At 60.2% G+C, this 17,619-nt stretch carries 13 protein-coding genes; 10 read left to right on the top strand and 3 right to left on the bottom strand.

The window, feature by feature from the left end:
- Positions 1-157: 157 nt before the first annotated feature.
- Together ACYVM5_RS06980 and ACYVM5_RS06975 are read left to right on the top strand one after the other, a co-directional pair.
- Positions 158-2,920, top strand: a complete 2,763-nt coding sequence (locus tag ACYVM5_RS06980; protein WP_460617403.1) for a TonB-dependent receptor — start codon at positions 158-160, stop codon at positions 2,918-2,920.
- A 175-nt stretch (positions 2,921-3,095) separates the two neighbouring features.
- Complete coding sequence (locus ACYVM5_RS06975) at positions 3,096-4,520, top strand: alpha/beta hydrolase family protein (RefSeq protein ID WP_460617402.1); 1,425 nt, start codon at positions 3,096-3,098, stop codon at positions 4,518-4,520.
- Positions 4,521-4,697: 177 nt separating this feature from the next.
- On the opposite strand, the gene ACYVM5_RS06970 is transcribed toward ACYVM5_RS06975, so the two are convergent.
- Complete coding sequence (locus ACYVM5_RS06970) at positions 4,698-5,594, bottom strand: carboxypeptidase-like regulatory domain-containing protein (protein ID WP_460617401.1); 897 nt, start codon at positions 5,592-5,594, stop codon at positions 4,698-4,700.
- A 302-nt stretch (positions 5,595-5,896) separates the two neighbouring features.
- Between ACYVM5_RS06970 and ACYVM5_RS06965 the strand changes: the two genes are divergently transcribed.
- Both ACYVM5_RS06965 and ACYVM5_RS06960 read left to right on the top strand, forming a co-directional pair.
- Entirely contained in the window at positions 5,897-6,514 is a 618-nt protein-coding gene (locus tag ACYVM5_RS06965; protein ID WP_460617400.1) for an OmpA family protein, read from the top strand.
- A 477-nt stretch (positions 6,515-6,991) separates the two neighbouring features.
- Positions 6,992-8,242, top strand: coding sequence for an alpha/beta hydrolase family protein (locus tag ACYVM5_RS06960; RefSeq protein ID WP_460617399.1), 1,251 nt, complete (start codon positions 6,992-6,994; stop codon positions 8,240-8,242).
- A gap of 201 nt (positions 8,243-8,443) precedes the next feature.
- On the opposite strand, the gene ACYVM5_RS06955 is transcribed toward ACYVM5_RS06960, so the two are convergent.
- Positions 8,444-9,343 carry a peptidase associated/transthyretin-like domain-containing protein gene (locus ACYVM5_RS06955; protein WP_460617398.1) on the bottom strand — a complete coding sequence of 300 codons (900 nt, stop codon included), beginning with the start codon at positions 9,341-9,343 and terminating at the stop codon, positions 8,444-8,446.
- 223 nt (positions 9,344-9,566) lie between these two features.
- On the opposite strand from ACYVM5_RS06955, the gene ACYVM5_RS06950 reads away from it, so the two are divergent.
- Together ACYVM5_RS06950 and feoB are read left to right on the top strand one after the other, a co-directional pair.
- Positions 9,567-9,845, top strand: coding sequence for a FeoA family protein (locus ACYVM5_RS06950; protein ID WP_460617397.1), 279 nt, complete (start codon positions 9,567-9,569; stop codon positions 9,843-9,845).
- Positions 9,846-9,933: 88 nt separating this feature from the next.
- On the top strand, positions 9,934-12,024 hold the full coding sequence (gene feoB, locus ACYVM5_RS06945) for a ferrous iron transporter B (protein ID WP_460617396.1): 2,091 nt from the start codon (positions 9,934-9,936) through the stop codon (positions 12,022-12,024).
- A 74-nt stretch (positions 12,025-12,098) separates the two neighbouring features.
- On the opposite strand, the gene ACYVM5_RS06940 is transcribed toward feoB, so the two are convergent.
- Positions 12,099-12,425: a YybH family protein gene (locus tag ACYVM5_RS06940; RefSeq protein WP_460617395.1), complete on the bottom strand. Its 327-nt coding sequence runs from the start codon at positions 12,423-12,425 to the stop codon at positions 12,099-12,101.
- A gap of 289 nt (positions 12,426-12,714) precedes the next feature.
- Here ACYVM5_RS06940 and ACYVM5_RS06935 point away from each other — a divergent pair, with 289 nt between their 5' ends.
- The 4 genes from ACYVM5_RS06935 to ACYVM5_RS06920 all read left to right on the top strand — a co-directional run bounded on the left by ACYVM5_RS06935 (position 12,715) and on the right by ACYVM5_RS06920 (position 17,517).
- A complete protein-coding gene (locus ACYVM5_RS06935; protein WP_460617394.1) occupies positions 12,715-13,965 on the top strand; it encodes an efflux RND transporter periplasmic adaptor subunit in 1,251 nt (416 codons plus the stop codon).
- 39 nt (positions 13,966-14,004) lie between these two features.
- The gene (locus ACYVM5_RS06930) at positions 14,005-15,453 is read left to right on the top strand and encodes a TolC family protein (protein ID WP_460617393.1); all 1,449 of its coding nucleotides are present in this window, start codon (positions 14,005-14,007) and stop codon (positions 15,451-15,453) included.
- Positions 15,450-16,178, top strand: a complete 729-nt coding sequence (locus ACYVM5_RS06925; protein WP_460617392.1) for an ABC transporter ATP-binding protein — start codon at positions 15,450-15,452, stop codon at positions 16,176-16,178. Before ACYVM5_RS06930 ends, ACYVM5_RS06925 begins: the two co-directional genes overlap by 4 nt.
- A gap of 76 nt (positions 16,179-16,254) precedes the next feature.
- Complete coding sequence (locus ACYVM5_RS06920) at positions 16,255-17,517, top strand: ABC transporter permease (protein ID WP_460617391.1); 1,263 nt, start codon at positions 16,255-16,257, stop codon at positions 17,515-17,517.
- The last annotated feature ends 102 nt before the right edge of the window (positions 17,518-17,619 follow it).

Below are 17,619 nucleotides of genomic sequence, written 5' to 3'. Positions count from 1 at the left end.
AGTGGCTATTCGGCGAAAAAAATTGAAGAATAAGCAGTGCGGAGATGAGTTTTGTAGCTGATGCCTTCCGGTATCGTTATATCCTTCACCCTTTTCCGTTCTAATGAAATCAACTCGACTCACAGTTTCTCTTGCTTTTCTTCTTTGCTGCACGACCTTGCCACAGGCTTGGGCCCAGTCCGATGCGACCGCCGAAATTGTCGGCACCATCCGCACCGACAAGGGCACTCTGCTTACGGGGGCTACTCTCTCGGCCCTGCACCTGCCCACGGGAATTCGCCGGTTCACATCCACCGATTTACAAGGGCATTTCGACCTGAACACCCTACTGTCGGGCGGCCCCTACGCCTTGCAGATTACCCAGCCGGGTTTCCGCTCGCAGGTTATCAATAATGTATTTCTGAAGAGCGGGCAGCCCGCCGACTTTCAATTCAACCTCGTGCCCGACCTGGTGGGTGTGGGTACGCGCCGCGCCGACCGCAGCGAGCAGGACGCCGTGGCACCCGTGGATGTGATTGACATGCGCGACCTGGCCACCACTGGCGCCTACGTCGACAACACCCGGCTGCTGAATTACGTGGTGCCCTCGTTCAATTCCAACCGTGAAACTTCGGCCGATGGGGCCGACCACGTCGACGGCTTCAACCTGCGCGGCCTCGGGGTCGACCAGGTGCTGGTGCTGGTGAACGGCCACCGCCGCCACTCATCGGCCCTGATTAACCTGCTGGGAAGCCGCGGCCTGGGCAGCTCGCCCACCGACCTCAACACCATCTCGTCCAATGCCCTCGACCGGGTCGAAATCCTGCGCGACGGTGCCGCGGCCCAGTACGGGTCCGATGCCATTGCCGGGGTAATGAACCTGACCCTGAAAAGCGACAACCACGGCGGTAATGTCCTGGTCAACAACGGGATTAATAGCTCGGGTTTTGGCTACAACACGACGCTCAGCGTAAACAAAGGGCTGAAACTAGGCCGGCAAGGTTTCCTGAACGTGACCGGCGAAGCCGACTACCGCAACTACACCACCAGCCCCGGCTACAGCCGCGACCTGAATTCGTGGCCCATCTTTTCGTCCGTGGCCGCCCGCGAAGACTCCTTCCTGCTGGCCAACGGCAAGACCAGCCGCGACTACCGCCAGCGCAACGGCGATGCCCGCATGATGAACTACCGCGCCGTGTACAACGCCGGTATTCGCCTCTCCGAAAGCGCCCGGCTCTATTCCTTTGGCACGTATAACTACCGGCGCGGCCAGGCCGTGGCCCCGTGGGTACTGCCCAGCGCCAACCCGCTCGACCTGGTGGACCGCGACGGTTTCCGCCTGGGTTACCAGCCCGATATCAATACCCGCATCAACGACGGGGCCGCCGTACTGGGCCTCGACCTGCAGCTCGGCCGCTGGGCGCTTGACCTGAGCCAGAGCGCCGCCGCCAACCGTATGCTGTACGACCTGAGCAATACGCTCAACCCCTCGCTGGGCGCAGCTTCGCCCACCACCTTCGAGGCCGGCGGCCTGCAGCTCAACCAGTACGTGACCAACGCCACCATGAGCCGTTTGTTTGGCAACGTGCTGGCAGGCACCAACGTCGCCTTCGGTACCGAATTCCGGACCGATGCTTACAAAATCATCGCGGGCGACGAAAATTCCTGGAAAGACTACGGCCAGGGCGCGGCCGGCGCCTCGGGTGGCTCGCAGGGCTTCATCGGCTTCGACCCCACTTCGGCCGCCTCGGGCAAAGGCAGCCGTCAGAACGTGGCCGGTTTCCTTGACGTGGAGGCCGACGTGGTGAAGCGCTGGACCCTGGGCGGGGCCGTGCGCTTCGAAAACTATTCGGACTTTGGCTCGAAACTGATTTACAAAGCCAACACCCGCGTGCAGCTCACCAACTGGCTGGCCCTACGGGCAGGCTACAACACCGGTTTCCGGGCGCCGTCGCAGGCCCAGCAGGTGTATAGCCAGCTCACGCTGCTGCCCACAGCCACTGGCACCACGTATTCCGGCATTTTCAACAACCAGAGCGCCATTGCCCAGGTGGCGGGCATTAGCCGCCTGGCCCCCGAAACCTCGCGCAACCTCAGCGCCGGCCTGGTGCTGAAGCCTGCCAAGAACCTGTCGCTTTCCGTCGATTTGTACAATATCGACATCGACAACCGCATTAGCCTCACCAATGTGTTCAGCGACACCACGGCCAGCTCATTGGGCAAAGCCCTGAAAGCGGCCAACACCGAAAGCGTGCAGTTTTTTGCCAATGCCGTCAACACCCGCACCCAGGGCCTCGACGTGGTGGCCCGCTACCATGCGGCGGTAAGCCGCGGTACCCTGTACGCTTCGCTCGCTGCCAACTTCAACGCCACTAGCCTGCGCAGCCTCCAGGTGCCCGAATCATTTCAGGGCATTCAGAATGACAACATTGCCGGTAACAACTTCATTGGCCAGCGCGAGTTGTCGCTTCTCACCACGGGTAGCCCCCAAAGCAAGCTTATCGGCACACTGGGCTACGATGGCAACAAACTCGGCGGCCAGGTGCGCGTTACCCGCTTCGGGCAGGTGTCGTTTTATGATTTCAACTTCGACGGCTTTGAGGAAGGCGCTTTCTTCCTTGTGTTCAAGCCCAAAACGAGCACCGACCTGCTGCTCACCTACCACGCCTCGAAAGGCCTGCTGCTGGCGGCCGGCGCGCGCAACATATTCAGCGTGCGCCCCGATAACATCGAAACGGCTGCCGACAATGGCCACGTGCCCGACGGCGTGCCCGCGCCCTACAACCACGACCGGGCCTCGGCCAACGCCTACCTCACCGCCAAGCACCAACAAAACGTGAGCCTGCCCTACGACCACGACATCCTGCCCTACCAGATGGTGCAGATGGGGGCCAATGGTGCCTTCTTCTACCTCAAAGCCTCTTATAGCTTCGGCTTGTAGCCAGCCGGTTTCACCTTGCAAAGCCTTCGTTTCGACGCCGAAACGAAGGCTTTTTTTGTGTCCGGGCCCGTGCGCGTAATGTTGGCAAGGTATTTATTTTGCTACTTTACATCTGGTGTAATGCGCCCGGAATATCTTTGAGGTGGCCCAGGGCTTTGTGATGTCTTTTAGTAATATGAAAACCAATACGTTCTGTCCGCTTCGTCTCGTCAGCGGTGTCTTTTTCTGCGTGGTGCTGGCGATTTCTGCGCACGCCACTTCTCAGGCCCAGACGGCTCCGGTGGCGGTAGCCGAGGTGCCGCCCCTTGATGGTCTTTGGAAAGGCCCGCTGAAAGTGCCCGGTGGTCAGCTCGAAGTCATCTTCCGCTTCGTGAAACTCACCGGCGGCGAATATTTCTGCACCCTCGACGTGCCGCTCCAGAAGGTGAGCCGCATGAACGTGAAAACCGAAATCAAAGGCGACACCGTGCGCCTGTACGCTGAAGAAGCTGCCACTCGCTTCGTGGGCCGTGTCTCGGCCGATGGCAAGCAGATGGCCGGTACCTGGCAGTCGCCTGGCTTCAAAGTGCCGATGACGCTCACCTTCAGCGCCCTGCCCGCCATGAACGCCAAAAACGTGCGCCTCACCCCGCCCTACCGCGAAGAGGAAGCCACGTTTAGCAACCTCGCCGTGAATGCCCGCCTCAGTGGCATGCTCACCATCCCGGCCGGCCCGGGGCCGTTTCCGGCCGTGGTGCTGCTCAGCGACAGCGGCCCGCACGACCGCGACGGCACCGTGGGCGACTTTGCCCCACTGGGTCAGCTGGCCGATTACCTCACCCGCCGCGGCGTGGCCGTGCTCCGCTTCGACGACCGCGGCGTGGGCAAGTCCGGCGGCACCCCCGCCGTCACCACCGAAGACCTGGTGACCGACGCCCAGGCCGGCCTCAACTTCCTGCGCACCCGCCCCGAAATCGACCTTTCGCACCTCGGCTTGGTGGGCCACGGCGAGGGTGGCAACGTGGCCCTGCTGGCCGCAGCTCAGCCCCTGCCCCCCGCCTTCGTGGTAACGCTGGCTGCTTACGGCCTGCCCGGCCGCGACATTGTGGTGCAGCAGCAGGCTACCACCCTGCGTACCCTGGGCACCGAGACGGCCCAGATTGAGGCCGCGACCAAGCGCCAGCAGGCCATGCTCGAAATTATCCGCCAAACCACCGATAATGCTCAGGCCCAAGCCATTGTGGCAAACATGCTGAAGCAGAACAATGCGGCCATCGACAACGCGACGGCCCAGGCCAGCGCCGCCGAAATGACTTCGGCTCGCTACCGTTACTTTCTGGCGTTCAACCCGGTGGAAAAGCTGCCGGCCGTCAATTGCCCCGTGCTGTTGCTCAACGGTACTTCCGACCTCACCATCAACGCCGACGCGAACATGACGGCCCTTACCAAGGGCTTGAAAAACAACAAGAACGTGACGGCCAAGAAGCTGGTCGGCGTAAATCACCTCTTCCAGCCCGACCCGTCTAAGTGGCCGGTTATCAATGGCCAGCCCCAGCCCAACTTCTCGCCCGAAGCGGAGGATACCATCCGGGAATGGATTGTGGCTCAGTCCAAAAAGTAGGACCGCAGATTCGGACGGCCTTTGGTAATGTCCCATGCCGGTTTATCACTTACCAACAAAAAAGGTCCGGCTCACAAGCCGGACCTTTTTTGTTGGTGACGAACAATCGGATTTAGAGCTGCAAACAACTGCCGTCCGAATCTGCGTCATCCGTCAAATCCGTTCTAATCGGCGGTCTTACTTAATCATGTCAACCTCGGCCTTAATCATGGCGTTGTAGCGGCGGCCCTGGCCGTTGGCCAGCGTCAGCAGGTTCCAGCCCTTGCCGATGGTGTAGCTCCAGGTGCGGCTTTCCTTGTATTCGAAGGTGGGACGCATAATCTGGCCATACGGCGTGTAGTTGTCCATGAAGTTGGTGGTGTAGAACTTATCACCGCCCACAATCCACTCCATGGCCACGAAGAAGCCTTCCTCGGGAGCCGGGATGTTGTAGGTGCTCAGGTCGATAGTGTACCACTCACCGCCGCGCGCGGCCGATACCACTACGTTTTCGGTGAGCAGGTCGGTATTGGGGGCGTTGTAGTTGCCGTCGGCCTTGTAGATGCGGACGCGGAACGGCTCACGCGGGAAACCGTTTTCGCCGATGTAGAACGACACCGTGCGCACGTTGCCAAGCTTTTTCTGCTTGTCATTTTTCACGAAAAACGCGTACTGCGAGCCCGGCAGGCCCTGAATCATGCCCTCGCCGGGGTTATTCGACTTCGAGCCCAACTCCAGGTTTTTGAGCTTGCCGCCCTTCACGGTTATGTTCGACAGCTCAACCACGCGCTTTTTCAGCTCGATGATGAGGTCTTCGGTGCTGCCGCGCTTGATAAACACGGCGCTGCGCTCGTAGCCGAGCGTCATCACAATAAGGGAGTCCTGGCTGGTTTTTTCGAGGCCGGCCAACTGGAAATAACCGTATTCGTTCGTGAGCGCGCCGGTGCCTTCCTCGCGCAAACCGATGGAGGCGAACGGAACCGGGTCTTTGGTTTTGGCATCCACGACGCGGCCCGTAATGCGGTTTTCCTGCGCCCAGCTCAGCGCCGGCAACAGCAACAGAAAGGCCAGAGCGAGAAAAGGTATGCGTTTCATCATCGCCAAAAATAATTTATAATGGGTTGTAGTCTGGCAAATTTACAAATTTTGAGCCACTCTGCTAGCATCCTTTATTCCATGAAGCACGTATTGGCGCGCTATATGCAGATTTTTTTTTGCTGCGTAACAACGGGAGCCTGATTTTATTGCTGTACAAGCCTATCGGGCTGCGCCTACTTGGTTTGAAGCCGGTTGGTAATAATACGATTGAGCAATGGGAAAATAAAAAAATTAACATTACTGAATCCTTTCCCGTACTGGGACCGGAATCTTTTTCCAGAACTTACCCACTTCATTTCATGAAAAAGTCCTTCTTCTCCCTGCTGGCCGCTGCTGCGCTGCTGGCCAGCTGTGAAACCAAGCATTCTGAAACCAAAGACCAACTTGCCGAAGCCGGCCAGGACACCGCTGTGATGGCGCGCGATGGAAAAACGGTGGCCGATGTGGCCAGCGATGCCGGTGCCGCCGTCGATAATGCCTGGGACATGGGCAAAGCCAAGCTGGCCGACGTAAAATTCAAGGAAATCACCCTGCCGGGCGTGTCGGTGCGCGGCGATAGTACTTACAACGTATATAGTGTCGACGAAAAAGTACTCTTCGATACCGACAAAGCCGATATCAAGCCCAGCGCCGCCGAAGCCCTGAAACAAATCACCGGCTCCATTGGCCAGCGCTACAACGCCAGCCAGGTACGGGTAATGGGTTTTGCTGACTCGCGCGGCGACAAGAGCTACAACAAAGACCTGAGCGAGAAGCGCGCCGAAGCTGTGAAAAACTACCTGGTGGCCAATGGCAACATTGCCGCCACCCGCGTAAGCGTGGAGCCGATGGGCGAAGCCATGCCCGCCGCCTCGAACGCCACGGCCGCTGGCCGCCAGGAAAACCGTCGTGTAGAAATTGCGGTTCGCACCAAATAATCCGCTCCTGAGCACAGCCACCAGCCGTAGTTCCTGACGGCTACCAGTTGCAAGCCAAAAAGCCCCTGCGTTATTCCGCAGGGGCTTTTTTTTGATTTAAAGAATAGGACTCTGAGTAAGAGGGAGAAGGAGCAAAGCGGAACAGTAGCAAGGCGTTTTACGACTTCATTCCCTGTGCTCTGGATTGGAGCAATGGTATCACAGTGCAAATATTTATCTGTTATTTTGTATTGCTGCTTTCAACATTATGGCTCAATAATGAGTAAATGAATTTACTATATACGGTATGCTGCTGCTTATCTTTCGGGGCCGTAAGTCAAGTTTGGTCTTTAATTAAATAGAATGAGGAGAAGTTTACTATGCGTTCTTCTACTGTTTGGAATAACGAGTACCGTTTTGGGCCGGGTCCCTCAGGGCCGCCTGCCCTTGGGGGGATTGTGGAAGGGTAAACTCCCGGTGCTGGGAGGGAATCTGGATTTGACCATCAGTGTGATTCCGCTGGCGGGCGGCAAGTATTTTGCGGCCCTCGATGTGCCCGCTCAGAAGGTGAGCCGCATGGTGACGGAAGTGACCGTGCGCGGCGACTCGGTACTACTGTGGATGCCGGCGGCTGGCAGCCGCTACGCCGCCCGCTTCGATTCGGTGCGGCGCGAGCTGAATGGGGTCTGGACGCAGGCGGGGGTGAAGTCGGCGGTGCGGCTGCTGCATTCGCCCATGCCTGCGGTCACGGGCCAGGGCACGCGCCTGGCCCCGCCTTACCGCGAAGAAGAAGTGGCGTTCAACAATCCTTCGGCCCGCCTCAATTTTGCCGGAATGCTGACCGTACCCGCCGGCCCGGGGCCTTTCCCGGCCGTGGTGATGGTGAGTGACATTGGTGCGCAGGACCGCGACGGGACCGTGGGCAACTACCACCTGATGGGCTCGCTGGCCGACTACCTTACCCGGCGCGGCATTGCTGTGTTGCGCTACGACGACCGGGGTGTGGGCCAGAGCGGCGGCAGCACCAGCACCGCCACCACCGCCATGCTGGTGAGCGATGTGCAGGCGGCCGTGAATTTTCTACGGGCGCGTCTGGAAATCAATATCAACCGCATTGGCGTGCTGGGCCACGGCGAAGGGGCCAACGTGGCTTTATTGGCGGCGGGCCAGCCCTTGCCGCCGGCCTTTGTGGTGGCGCTGGCGGGCTACGGCCTGCCCGGCGAACAAACCTTGCTGCAACAGTTGGTGGACGAGCAGAAAGCCAAAAAAGTGGCCCCGCTGGAAATTCAGGCGGCTTATGAGCGCAAGCGGACGATGTACGACATCATCCGGCAAACCAGTCCGCCGCAGGCGCAGGCCATTGTGAGCAACATGCTGCGGCAGGACCAGCCCACGCTGGAGCCTCAGGCGGCCCAGGCGGCGGCAAGTCAACTGCTCACGCCCTGGCGGCGGTATTTTCTGTCCTTCGACCCCATTGCCGACCTCGACCAGGTGCATTGTCCCGTGCTGCTGCTCACCGGCACCGACGATGCCGAAGCGCCCGCCGACCTGCACCTGACAGCCCTGGAAAAAGAGCTGAAAAGCGTGAACCACAACGTCACCGTGAAGCGCCTGCCGGGCGTCAATCACCTGTTTCAGCCCGCCAAAACCGAGTGGACGCTGATGAACGGCGAGATGAAGCCGCTGTTTTCGCCCGTAGCTCAGGAAACCATCCGAGAGTGGCTGGTGAGCCTGGATGCGAAGAAATAGACCGCCGATTAGAACGGATTTGACGGATGACGCAGATTATGACGGCCCGTAGCAATGTCCTCAGCCGGCTAAGTCATTACCAACACAAAAGGTCCGGCTTGCAAGCCGGACCTTTTGTGTTACTGACGAACAATTAGATTCGAAGATGTAAAAAACCGTCCGAATCTGCGTCATCCGTCAAATCCGTTCTAATCGGCGGTCTTACTTAATCATGTCGACCTCGGCCTTAATCATGGCGTTGTAACGCAGGCCCTGGCTGTTGGCGGCCGTGATGAGGCTCCAGCCCTTGCCGATGGAGTAGTTCCAGGTGCGGCTTTCCTTGAATTCGAAGGTGGGACGCATAATCTGACCGTAGGGCGTGTAGTCGTCCATGAAATTGGTGGCGAAGAACTTATCACCGCTCACTACCCATTCCATGGCCACGAAGAAGCCTTCTTCGGGGGCCATGATGTTGTAGGGCGTGAGGTCGACGGTGTACCACTGACCGCCTTGCGGGGCCGATACCACCACGTTTTCGGTGAGCAGGTCGGTGTTGGGGGCGTTGTAGTTGCCGTCGGCCTTGTAGAGACGCACACGGAACGGCTCGCGGGGGAAACCGTTTTCGCCAATGTAAAAGGACACCGTGCGCACGTTGCCGAGCTTTTTCTGCTTGTCGTTTTTCACGAAAAACGCGTACTGCGAGCCCGGCAGGCCCTGAATCATGCCCTCGCCGGGGTCGTTGGAGCGGGCACCAAGGCCGAGGTTCTTCACCTTGCCGGCCTTCACCACTACGTTGCTGAGCTCGACGGCCCGCTTGGGCACTTCGATGGTGAGGTTGGATAAGGCGGCGCCTCGCTTTACGAGCACGGCCCGCCGGGCATAGCCCAGTGCCACCACGATGAGGGAGTCGTCGGGATTCTTGGTGGGAGCGGGCACAATGAACTGGCCGTGCTCGTTGCTAAGGGCACCGATTTGCTCGCTTTTCAGGCCAATGGACGTGAATGGCAGCGGCTCTTTTGTGTCTTTATCAACAATTACCCCCTTTATCTGAATTTGCTGCGCCCACCCGGAGGTTGCAGCAAAGGCTAGAAATAGTGCTATAAGCGGTAGGCGTGTAGACATAGTAGGCGGTATAATCCGAACAAAATTACAAAATCCTGCGCCGAAAGTTATCAGAAATTATTAGCAGATGCAACCGAATAATCCAAAACGCTGGCAGGAAGGGGCGTGAGGCAGACGCAAAGGGATTGTTGGTCGTCAAAAAAAAGCCAGGGAGCCAAAAAGCTTTTAGTGGCGTACCTTTGTTTGTATTCTTTCTAAATAAGGTTAAGTCCGTTCAACGCCCGTGTCATTATTTCGTCGTTCCCCGCAAAAGGCTGTCATTAGTACCGCTACCCAGCGCACTGCCAAAGACTTGCGAGTGGGCGAAACCGGCACCATCTGCTGCCTGGAAGACCCCGAAATGGCGTTGAAATTGCTGGAAATGGGCTGTGTGCCCGGCGTGCAGGTGCGCCTGAGCGGCCGCGCTCCCCTCGGCGACCCGCTGATGCTGGTGCTGGGCGACCAGGAATACACGCTGTCGGTACGGGCCAGCGAGGCGGCGAACATTTTGCTGAAGGAGTAGCAGATGCGCGATGGCCGTAACAGTAAGTAGTTCAACAACAGCGACAATTGCAGCGCCGCAAGTCGGCTCCGAGGCCGGTGCCCGACCGTTGCGCATTGCCCTAATCGGCAACCCGAATAGCGGCAAAACCTCGCTGTTCAATCAGCTCACCGGCCTCAACCAGAAGGTGGGCAACTTCCCCGGCGTGACGGTGGACCGCAAAACCGGCGTGGCCCAGCTCACGGCTACCCAGCGGGCTGAGATTATCGACCTGCCGGGTACCTACTCGCTCTACCCCAAGAGCCTGGACGAGAAGGTAATAACCGACTTGCTCTACGATAAAGCGGCCGGTAATTACCCCGATTTCGTGGTGGTGACGGTGGATGCCAACAACCTGCGCCGCAGCCTGCTGCTGTTCACGCAACTCGGCGACCTCGGGTTGCCGGCGGTGCTGGCCCTCAATATGATGGACGTGGCCGAGCGCCACGGCGTGAACATTGACTTGCCGGCGCTGGAGCGGGAACTGGGCGTGCCCATTATTCCGATGAACGCCCGCAAGGGCATCGGTGTGGCGGCCCTCAAAATTGTGATGGCCCAGCGGCTGGATGCGCCGCCGGTGCGCTTCTGGCAACCCGATGAGAAGCTGCTGCCGCTGGTGCGCCAGATTCGCTACTACTTCAACCTGCACAACGATTACCTGGCGCTGCACTACGCCCAGCAGTACCGTCAGATTGGCTTTCTAAGCGCCGAAGACAAGGCGCATATTCAGGAACTGGTGCAGCAGGCGGGGTTTGACGCCACCGCCGCGCAGGCGGCCGAAACCATCGGGCGCTACGGGCGCATCAACGAGATTCTGCTGGAAACAGTGACGGTGGTGCGGACGGAAAAGCGCGAGCCGATAAGCAACCGGATTGATAAGGTGCTCACCCACCGGGTGGGCGGCTACCTGATTTTCCTGAGCATTCTGTTCCTGCTGTTTCAGGCCATTTTTGCCTGGGCGCAGTACCCGATGGACTGGATTGACCAGGGGATTTCGGGGCTGAGCGCGGCCATTCAGGCCAACTTTTCGGGGCCGCTGGTGCGGCTGCTGACAGAGGGTGTGCTGGCGGGGTTGGGCGGCGTGCTGGTGTTCATTCCGCAGATTGCGCTGCTGTTCGGCTTCCTGGCCGTGCTGGAGGAGACGGGTTATATGGCCCGGGTTACCTTCTTGATGGACAAGTTGATGCGGCCATTTGGGCTGAGCGGTAAGAGCGTGGTACCGCTGATTTCGGGGCTGGCCTGCGCGGTGCCGGCCATCATGGGGGCGCGGGTTATTGAGAGCTGGAAGGACCGGATGATTACGATTTTCGTGACGCCGCTCATGTCGTGCTCGGCCCGCATTCCGGTGTACACGGTGCTGGTGGCGTTGGTGGTGCCGGACCAGGCGGCGTGGGGCATTTTCAACCTGCGCGGCGTGGCGCTGATGTCCTTGTATCTGCTCGGGCTATTCTCGGCACTGGGTTCGGCCTGGGTACTGAAAAAAGTGCTGCATGCGCGGGAGCGGAGCTATTTCATCATGGAATTCCCCGTGTACCAGTGGCCGCGCTGGAAAAACGTAGGCCTCACCATCTATCAGAAGGTGAGTGCGTTTGTGTTGCAGGCCGGCCGGGTAATTGTGGCCATTTCGGTGCTGCTGTGGGTGCTGGCCAGCTACGGCCCCGGCCAGCAACAGGCAAACGCTGAGGCGCAGGTGCGGCAGCAGGCTACAACGCGCGGCTGGGATGCGGCCGAAACCAGCCGGCAAGTAGCGTCGGCGCGGCTGGAAACATCCTACGCCGGCAAGTTTGGCCACGTGCTGGAGCCGGCCATTCGCCCGCTGGGCTACGACTGGAAAATCGGCATTGCACTGCTTACTTCGTTTGCGGCGCGCGAGGTGTTTGTGGGCACTATTTCCACCATCTATAGCGTAGGGCAGGATGCCGATATGGGCACGCTGCAACAGAAGCTTAGCGCTGAAAAAGACGCAGCCGGGCAGCCGTTTTTCACGCCGGCGCGGGCGTTTTCACTGCTGGTATTCTACGTGTTTGCCATGCAGTGCATGAGCACGCTGGCCGTGACGTACCGTGAAACCAAGAACTGGCGCTGGCCGCTGGCGCAACTTATTTACATGACCGGACTGGCCTATGTGGCGGCGTTTGTGGTGTACCAGGTGCTGGCCTAAGAAGCAGGAGTAGGAGCGGGCAGGCTGCTGTTCCAAATGTCCTGATGCAGCTTCCACTGGCCCTGCTGCTGTTTTCATACTACAAGGTACTTGCCCTGGTCTATCATCTGGGTATCAGCGCCAAGCAGCGTGTAATGACCTAGCTCAATGGCGGTGTCGGCCATTTCCTCCAGCTCCTGGGTATGCAGCTGCACTTGCTTAATGCCCATGGCCATAGCGCCCTCCCAGAAGGCCTGAATGTCCGCCGTGCCCTCAATGGTGCCCATGCCCGTGGGTAGCAGCACGCCGTTGGGCGTGTAAAGGTTGGCGATGGCAGCGGCATCGCTTCGCTCGAAGCTAGCTTCAAAAAGGTCGTTGGCGTGCCTGATTTCGGTGGCTACGGGAGTTGCGGTGGCAATCATAGGAGTGGAAATTTTAGGTGATTTTTTAGACAATATATAGATTTATTTGTAAAAATTGGTCGACTTTGGCTAATTTTTAGCTCTGTACCAGTGAACTGTCTCGCAGCGTCTTTTTTGAAAAGGAAATTGCGAGCAGGTGTCCAGTTTAGGGCCGGTTGTTCATAAATGGACACTTTTTAATGGTTTATAGAATTAATACCGCTGGTTTAATGATTGATAATTAGATTATTGTGTAATTGGCACACGGCTTGGCAACAGATAGAGGAAACCCTCTTCTTTCTGCACGAAAATGGACAGAGCCCTTGCCGATTCTATTCAAACCCAACGCAAGCGCCGCCGCTGGCTCGCGGTAGTCGCAAGCGTACTGCTAGTATTAGGTGCGGTGCTGGCCTTCCGCACGGTGCTGAAACCCAGCCTGCGGCGCGGCGATATTCTGACGGCCACCGTGGAAATGGGGGAGGTGGAAGCCTCTCTTACGGCCGCTGGTACCGTAATTCCGGGCCGCGAGGCGGTGCTCACCAGCCCCATTCAGAGCACCATCCGGCGGGTGGCGGTGGCGGTGGGGGCACGGGTGCGGCCCGGCGAAACCATCTTGGAGCTGGATAAGGAGCTGGCCAATTCGAGCCTGGCCAAGCTGGACGATGAGCAGCTACGCAACCAGAACAAAAACTCCCAATTACAGCTGACGCTGGAACGCAGCCTGACCGACTTGCGCGCCCAGGCCCAGGTGCAGGCCGTGAAAGTGCGCAGCTTGCAATCGGCCCTGCGCGACGAGCAGCAGCTCTTGAAAATTGGTGGCGGCACGGCCGAAAACGTGCGCCAGGCCGAGCTTAACCTGACCGTGGCACAGCTGGAAGCCGACCGCCTGACGCGCCAGATTCAGACGCAGCAGCGCTCGAACGCGGCCGATGTGCGGGAACTGGGCTACACGGTGTCGATGCAGCAGCGCAGCATTGCGGAGCTTGCCACCAAGCTGCGGCAGGCCAATATCAGCAGCCAGCAGCCGGGCGTGCTGACCTGGGTGAACGACAACCTGGGCACCACTGTGCAGGCCGGCGACGCGCTGGCCCGAGTGGCCGATTTGAGCAGCTTCCGGGTGCGGGCCACGATTTCGGACAGCTACGCCGATGCCCTGCACCAGGGCGACCCGGTGAAGGTGCGCATCAACGACCTCGACCTGCGCGGCACGGTGGCCAGCATCAGCCCGAGCGTGGAAAAGGGCGTGGTGACGTTCTATGCCCAGCTCGATAACCCCCACCATCCGGCGCTACGGCCCAACCTGCGCGCCGATGTATTCGTGATAACCCGCGCCCACCATGGCGTGCTGCGCGTGAAAAACGGCCCGTTCTACCAAGGCGGCAAGGAGCAGCCGGTGTTCGTGCTGACCAACGGCGGGCGCGTGGTGCGCCGCACGGTGCGCTTCGGCGACAGCAATTTCGACTTCGTGCAGATTGCCAGCGGCCTGCGGGCGGGCGAGGAAATCGTGGTGTCGGACATGAAAGAGCATCTGGATACGCCGGAGCTGAACCTTCACGACTAAGGCGGCGCGACGATGAAACTCCCAATCATTCAATTTCTTTTGCTTCTCGCGCCGCTGGGGTTGCTGGGACAGCCGACGGCCCGGATGGCGCCGACTGCCGCACCGGCTCTCACGTTGGGCGAGGTGATTGCCCAGGCGCTCGACCATTCGGCCGCCGGCCAGCAAACCCTCACCAACCGCGAAACCGGCTACTGGGCCTGGCGCGGCTACCAGGCCAATTACCGGCCCCAGCTGGGCCTGGCGGGCACGCTGCCCAATTTTAGCCGCGTGATTACGCCCGTGGTGCAGCCCGACGGCACGACCGACTTTCGCGCCGTGCGCATCAACAACTCCAACCTGGCTTTGACTTTGAGCCAGAATATTGGCTGGAGTGGGACACAGATTTTGGTAGGGGCGGAGGTACAGCGGTTCGATGATTTCAACGGGGGGCTGAAGCGTTATAACAACCAGCCGTTCACGTTGGGCATTGTGCAACCGCTGGGCCAGTTTAATAACCTGAAATGGGCGCGAGCCATTGAGCCGCTGCGCTACCAGGAAAGCCAGCGGGCCTACGTTGAGGAGCGCGAAACCGTGGCCCAGCGTGTCACGGAGCTGTATTTCGACGTGCTGCTGCAACAGGTGAACGCCGCCGTGGCCGGCCAGAACGCCCAGGCCACCGCCGAGCTGCTGCGCATTGGCCGCGAGCGGTTTGCGCTGGGGCGCTTGTCGCAGAGCGACTTATTGCAATTGGAATTGAACCTGCTCGATGCCCGCCAGGCCCAGAACCAGGCCCGGCTTGATGCGGAGATTGCGGCTGTGGCCCTGCAGGCCTACACCGGCCAGCCGGCGGCCGAGGGCACGCTGGCGCTGGCCGTGCCCGCGCCGGCTCCGCAGCCGGCCGTGGCCCCCGCGCAGGCGCTAACCGAGGCCCGGCAGTACCGCAGCACCACGCTGACGCTGCGCCGCCGGCTGCTGCAGGCCGAGCGCGACGTGGCCCAGGCGCGGGGCACCACCGGCTTTCAGGCCAGCCTCACGGCCAACCTGGGCTACGTGAACCAGGCCCCGAACCTAATGGATACCTACCTGAACCTGCAAAACCAGCAGCAGGTGCGGCTGGCCTTTTCGCTGCCGCTTGTGGACTGGGGCCGCCGCCAGGCCATCGTGAAAACGGCCGAGCTCACCCGCGACCAGACACGCCACGACGTGGCCCAGGAAGAGCGCAGCTTCGAGCAAACGGTGCTGACGCAGGCCGGGCAGCAGCCCGCGCTTGCCGAGCAGATTGCGCTGGCCGGCCGGGCCGATTCGCTGGCCCAGCGCCGCTACGACATTGCCCGCGCCACCTACCTGCTGGGCCGCATCAGTCTGACGGATTTGACCCTTGCTTCGGTGGCCAAGGACGGCGCGCGGCGCGGCTACATTTTCGCCCTGCGCGCCGGCTGGGTGGCTTACTACCGCCTGCGGGCCCTCACTTTATTCGATTTCGAAACCCAAACTCCCCTCCTCAAATGAGCCCGGAAACCGACCTCCGCCAACCCGTTGCCGCCGCGCCCGACCGCGCCGCGCCCGTCCTTCGCCTCCGCGATATTGAGAAAGTTTACCAGACCAAGACCATCGAAACGGTGGCCCTGAATAGCGTGAATCTGACCGTGAACCGTGGCGAATTCGTGTCCATCATGGGGCCGAGCGGCTGCGGTAAATCGACGCTGTTGAGCCTGATGGGCCTGCTGGATGAGCCCACCAGCGGTACAATTGAGGTAGACGGCCGCGCCGTGACTTCCTACTCCGACAAGGAGCTGGCGGGGCTGCGCAACCTGAAAATCGGCTTCGTGTTCCAGAGCTACCACTTGATAAACGACCTCTCGGTGGTGGACAACGTGGAGCTGCCGCTGCTGTACCGGCCCGGCATGGGCGGCAAGGAGCGCCGCCAGCGCGCCCTCGCCGCGCTGGACAAAGTGGGGCTGAATGCCCGCACCAGCCACTTCCCGGCCCAGTTGAGTGGCGGGCAGCGGCAGCGGGTGGCCATTGCGCGGGCGCTGGCCGGCGGGCCGGAAATCATCCTGGCCGATGAGCCGACGGGCAACCTCGATTCGGTGATGGGGGAGGAGATTATCGACCTGCTGTTGGAGCTGAACCGCGAGCAGGGCGTGACCATCGTGATGGTGACCCACGACCTGCAGCAGGCCCTGAAAACGCAGCGCGTGATTCGGTTTTTTGATGGCAGCCAGGTGGGCTGAGGGTCAGCATATGAAATTCTATCAGCCCGTCATGCAGAACGCAGCGAAGCATGACGGGCTACTAACCTTAAAAGCCATGTTTCTCTCTTACTTAAAAATTGCCTGGAAGGTGCTCATGCGCCGCAAGTTCTTCACCTTCATTAGCCTGTTTGGCGTGAGCTTCACGCTGATGATATTGCTGGTGGTGATGGCCATGTTCGACCACCTGGTGGGGCCGGGCACGCCGGTGAAGCGAGTGGACCGCATGCTGTTTGTGAACGTTATCCGGCAGCAGATGCAGGACAACCACGGCTGGATGAACATGGCGGCCAGCATTCATTTCGTGGACGATTACGTGCGGAAGATGAAAACCCCCGAGCTGGTGGGCATTTGCACGGGCACTTCCAACTCCACGGCCTTCACCAAGAGCAAGCTGCTGCCGCTGGACGTGGCCTACACCGACGGCAATCTCTGGCGCATCATGGACTTTGACTTCCTGGGCGGGCGGGCCTTCACCAATGCCGAAGTGCAGCAGGCCCAGCCGGTGTGCGTGATTAACGAAGCCACGGCCCGCGCCTACTTCGGCAGCACCAACGTGGTGGGGCGCACCATCGAAATCGACCTGAAGCGCTACCGCGTGGCGGGCGTGGTGCGCAACGTATCGGCCGCGCGCGTGTACACTTACGCCGACGTGTGGATGCCCTACACCCTGAGCGCGGACTACTACAAGGACAACCGCCTCGGCGGCCCCTTTGTGCCGGTGCTGCTGGCCCCTTCGGCGGCGGCGGTGCCGGCCATGCGCGAAGAATACCGCCAGATGATGCGGCGGGTGGAAATCCCGAATCCGAAGGAGGTGAAGGCCTTGTTTTCTTATGCCGACCCCATGCTGGCGGGCTTCACGCGCGTCTTGCTTAACCACCGCGACCAGACCGTGGACGACGACAACATCGGCGCCTTCTTTCTGATAGTGGGCGGGCTGGCGCTGCTGTTTATGCTGCTGCCGGCCCTAAACCTGGTGAACCTGAACGTGACGCGTATTTTGGAGCGCTCGGGCGAGATTGGGGTGCGCAAGGCCTTCGGGGCCACGGGTAGCAACCTGGTGGGGCAGTTTCTGGTCGAGAACGTGGTGCTGGCCCTGGTGGGCGGGCTGCTGGGGCTGGCCCTGGCCGCCGGGGCCCTGGCCCTGGTGAACGAGGCGCACCCCGTGGCCTACGCGCACTTCGCCCTGAGCTGGTCGGTGTTTGGCTGGGGGATGCTGCTCACCCTGATTTTCGGGCTGATGAGCGGCGTGTACCCGGCCTGGAAAATGTCGCGCCTGAACCCCGTGGCCGCCCTGCGCGGCAGCGGCGAACAGAAGTAAACGCGCCATCTGTCATCTTAAGCGCAGCGAAGGACCTTATCACGCCTGCGCCAATTGATATTACTGCCAACTGTTCAGCGGCGATAAGGTCCTTCGCTGCGC

This window comes from Hymenobacter ruber (assembly GCF_054783255.1).
Note: the sequence above shows the minus strand (reverse complement) of the source record. Positions and strands in the feature narration are given on the sequence as shown.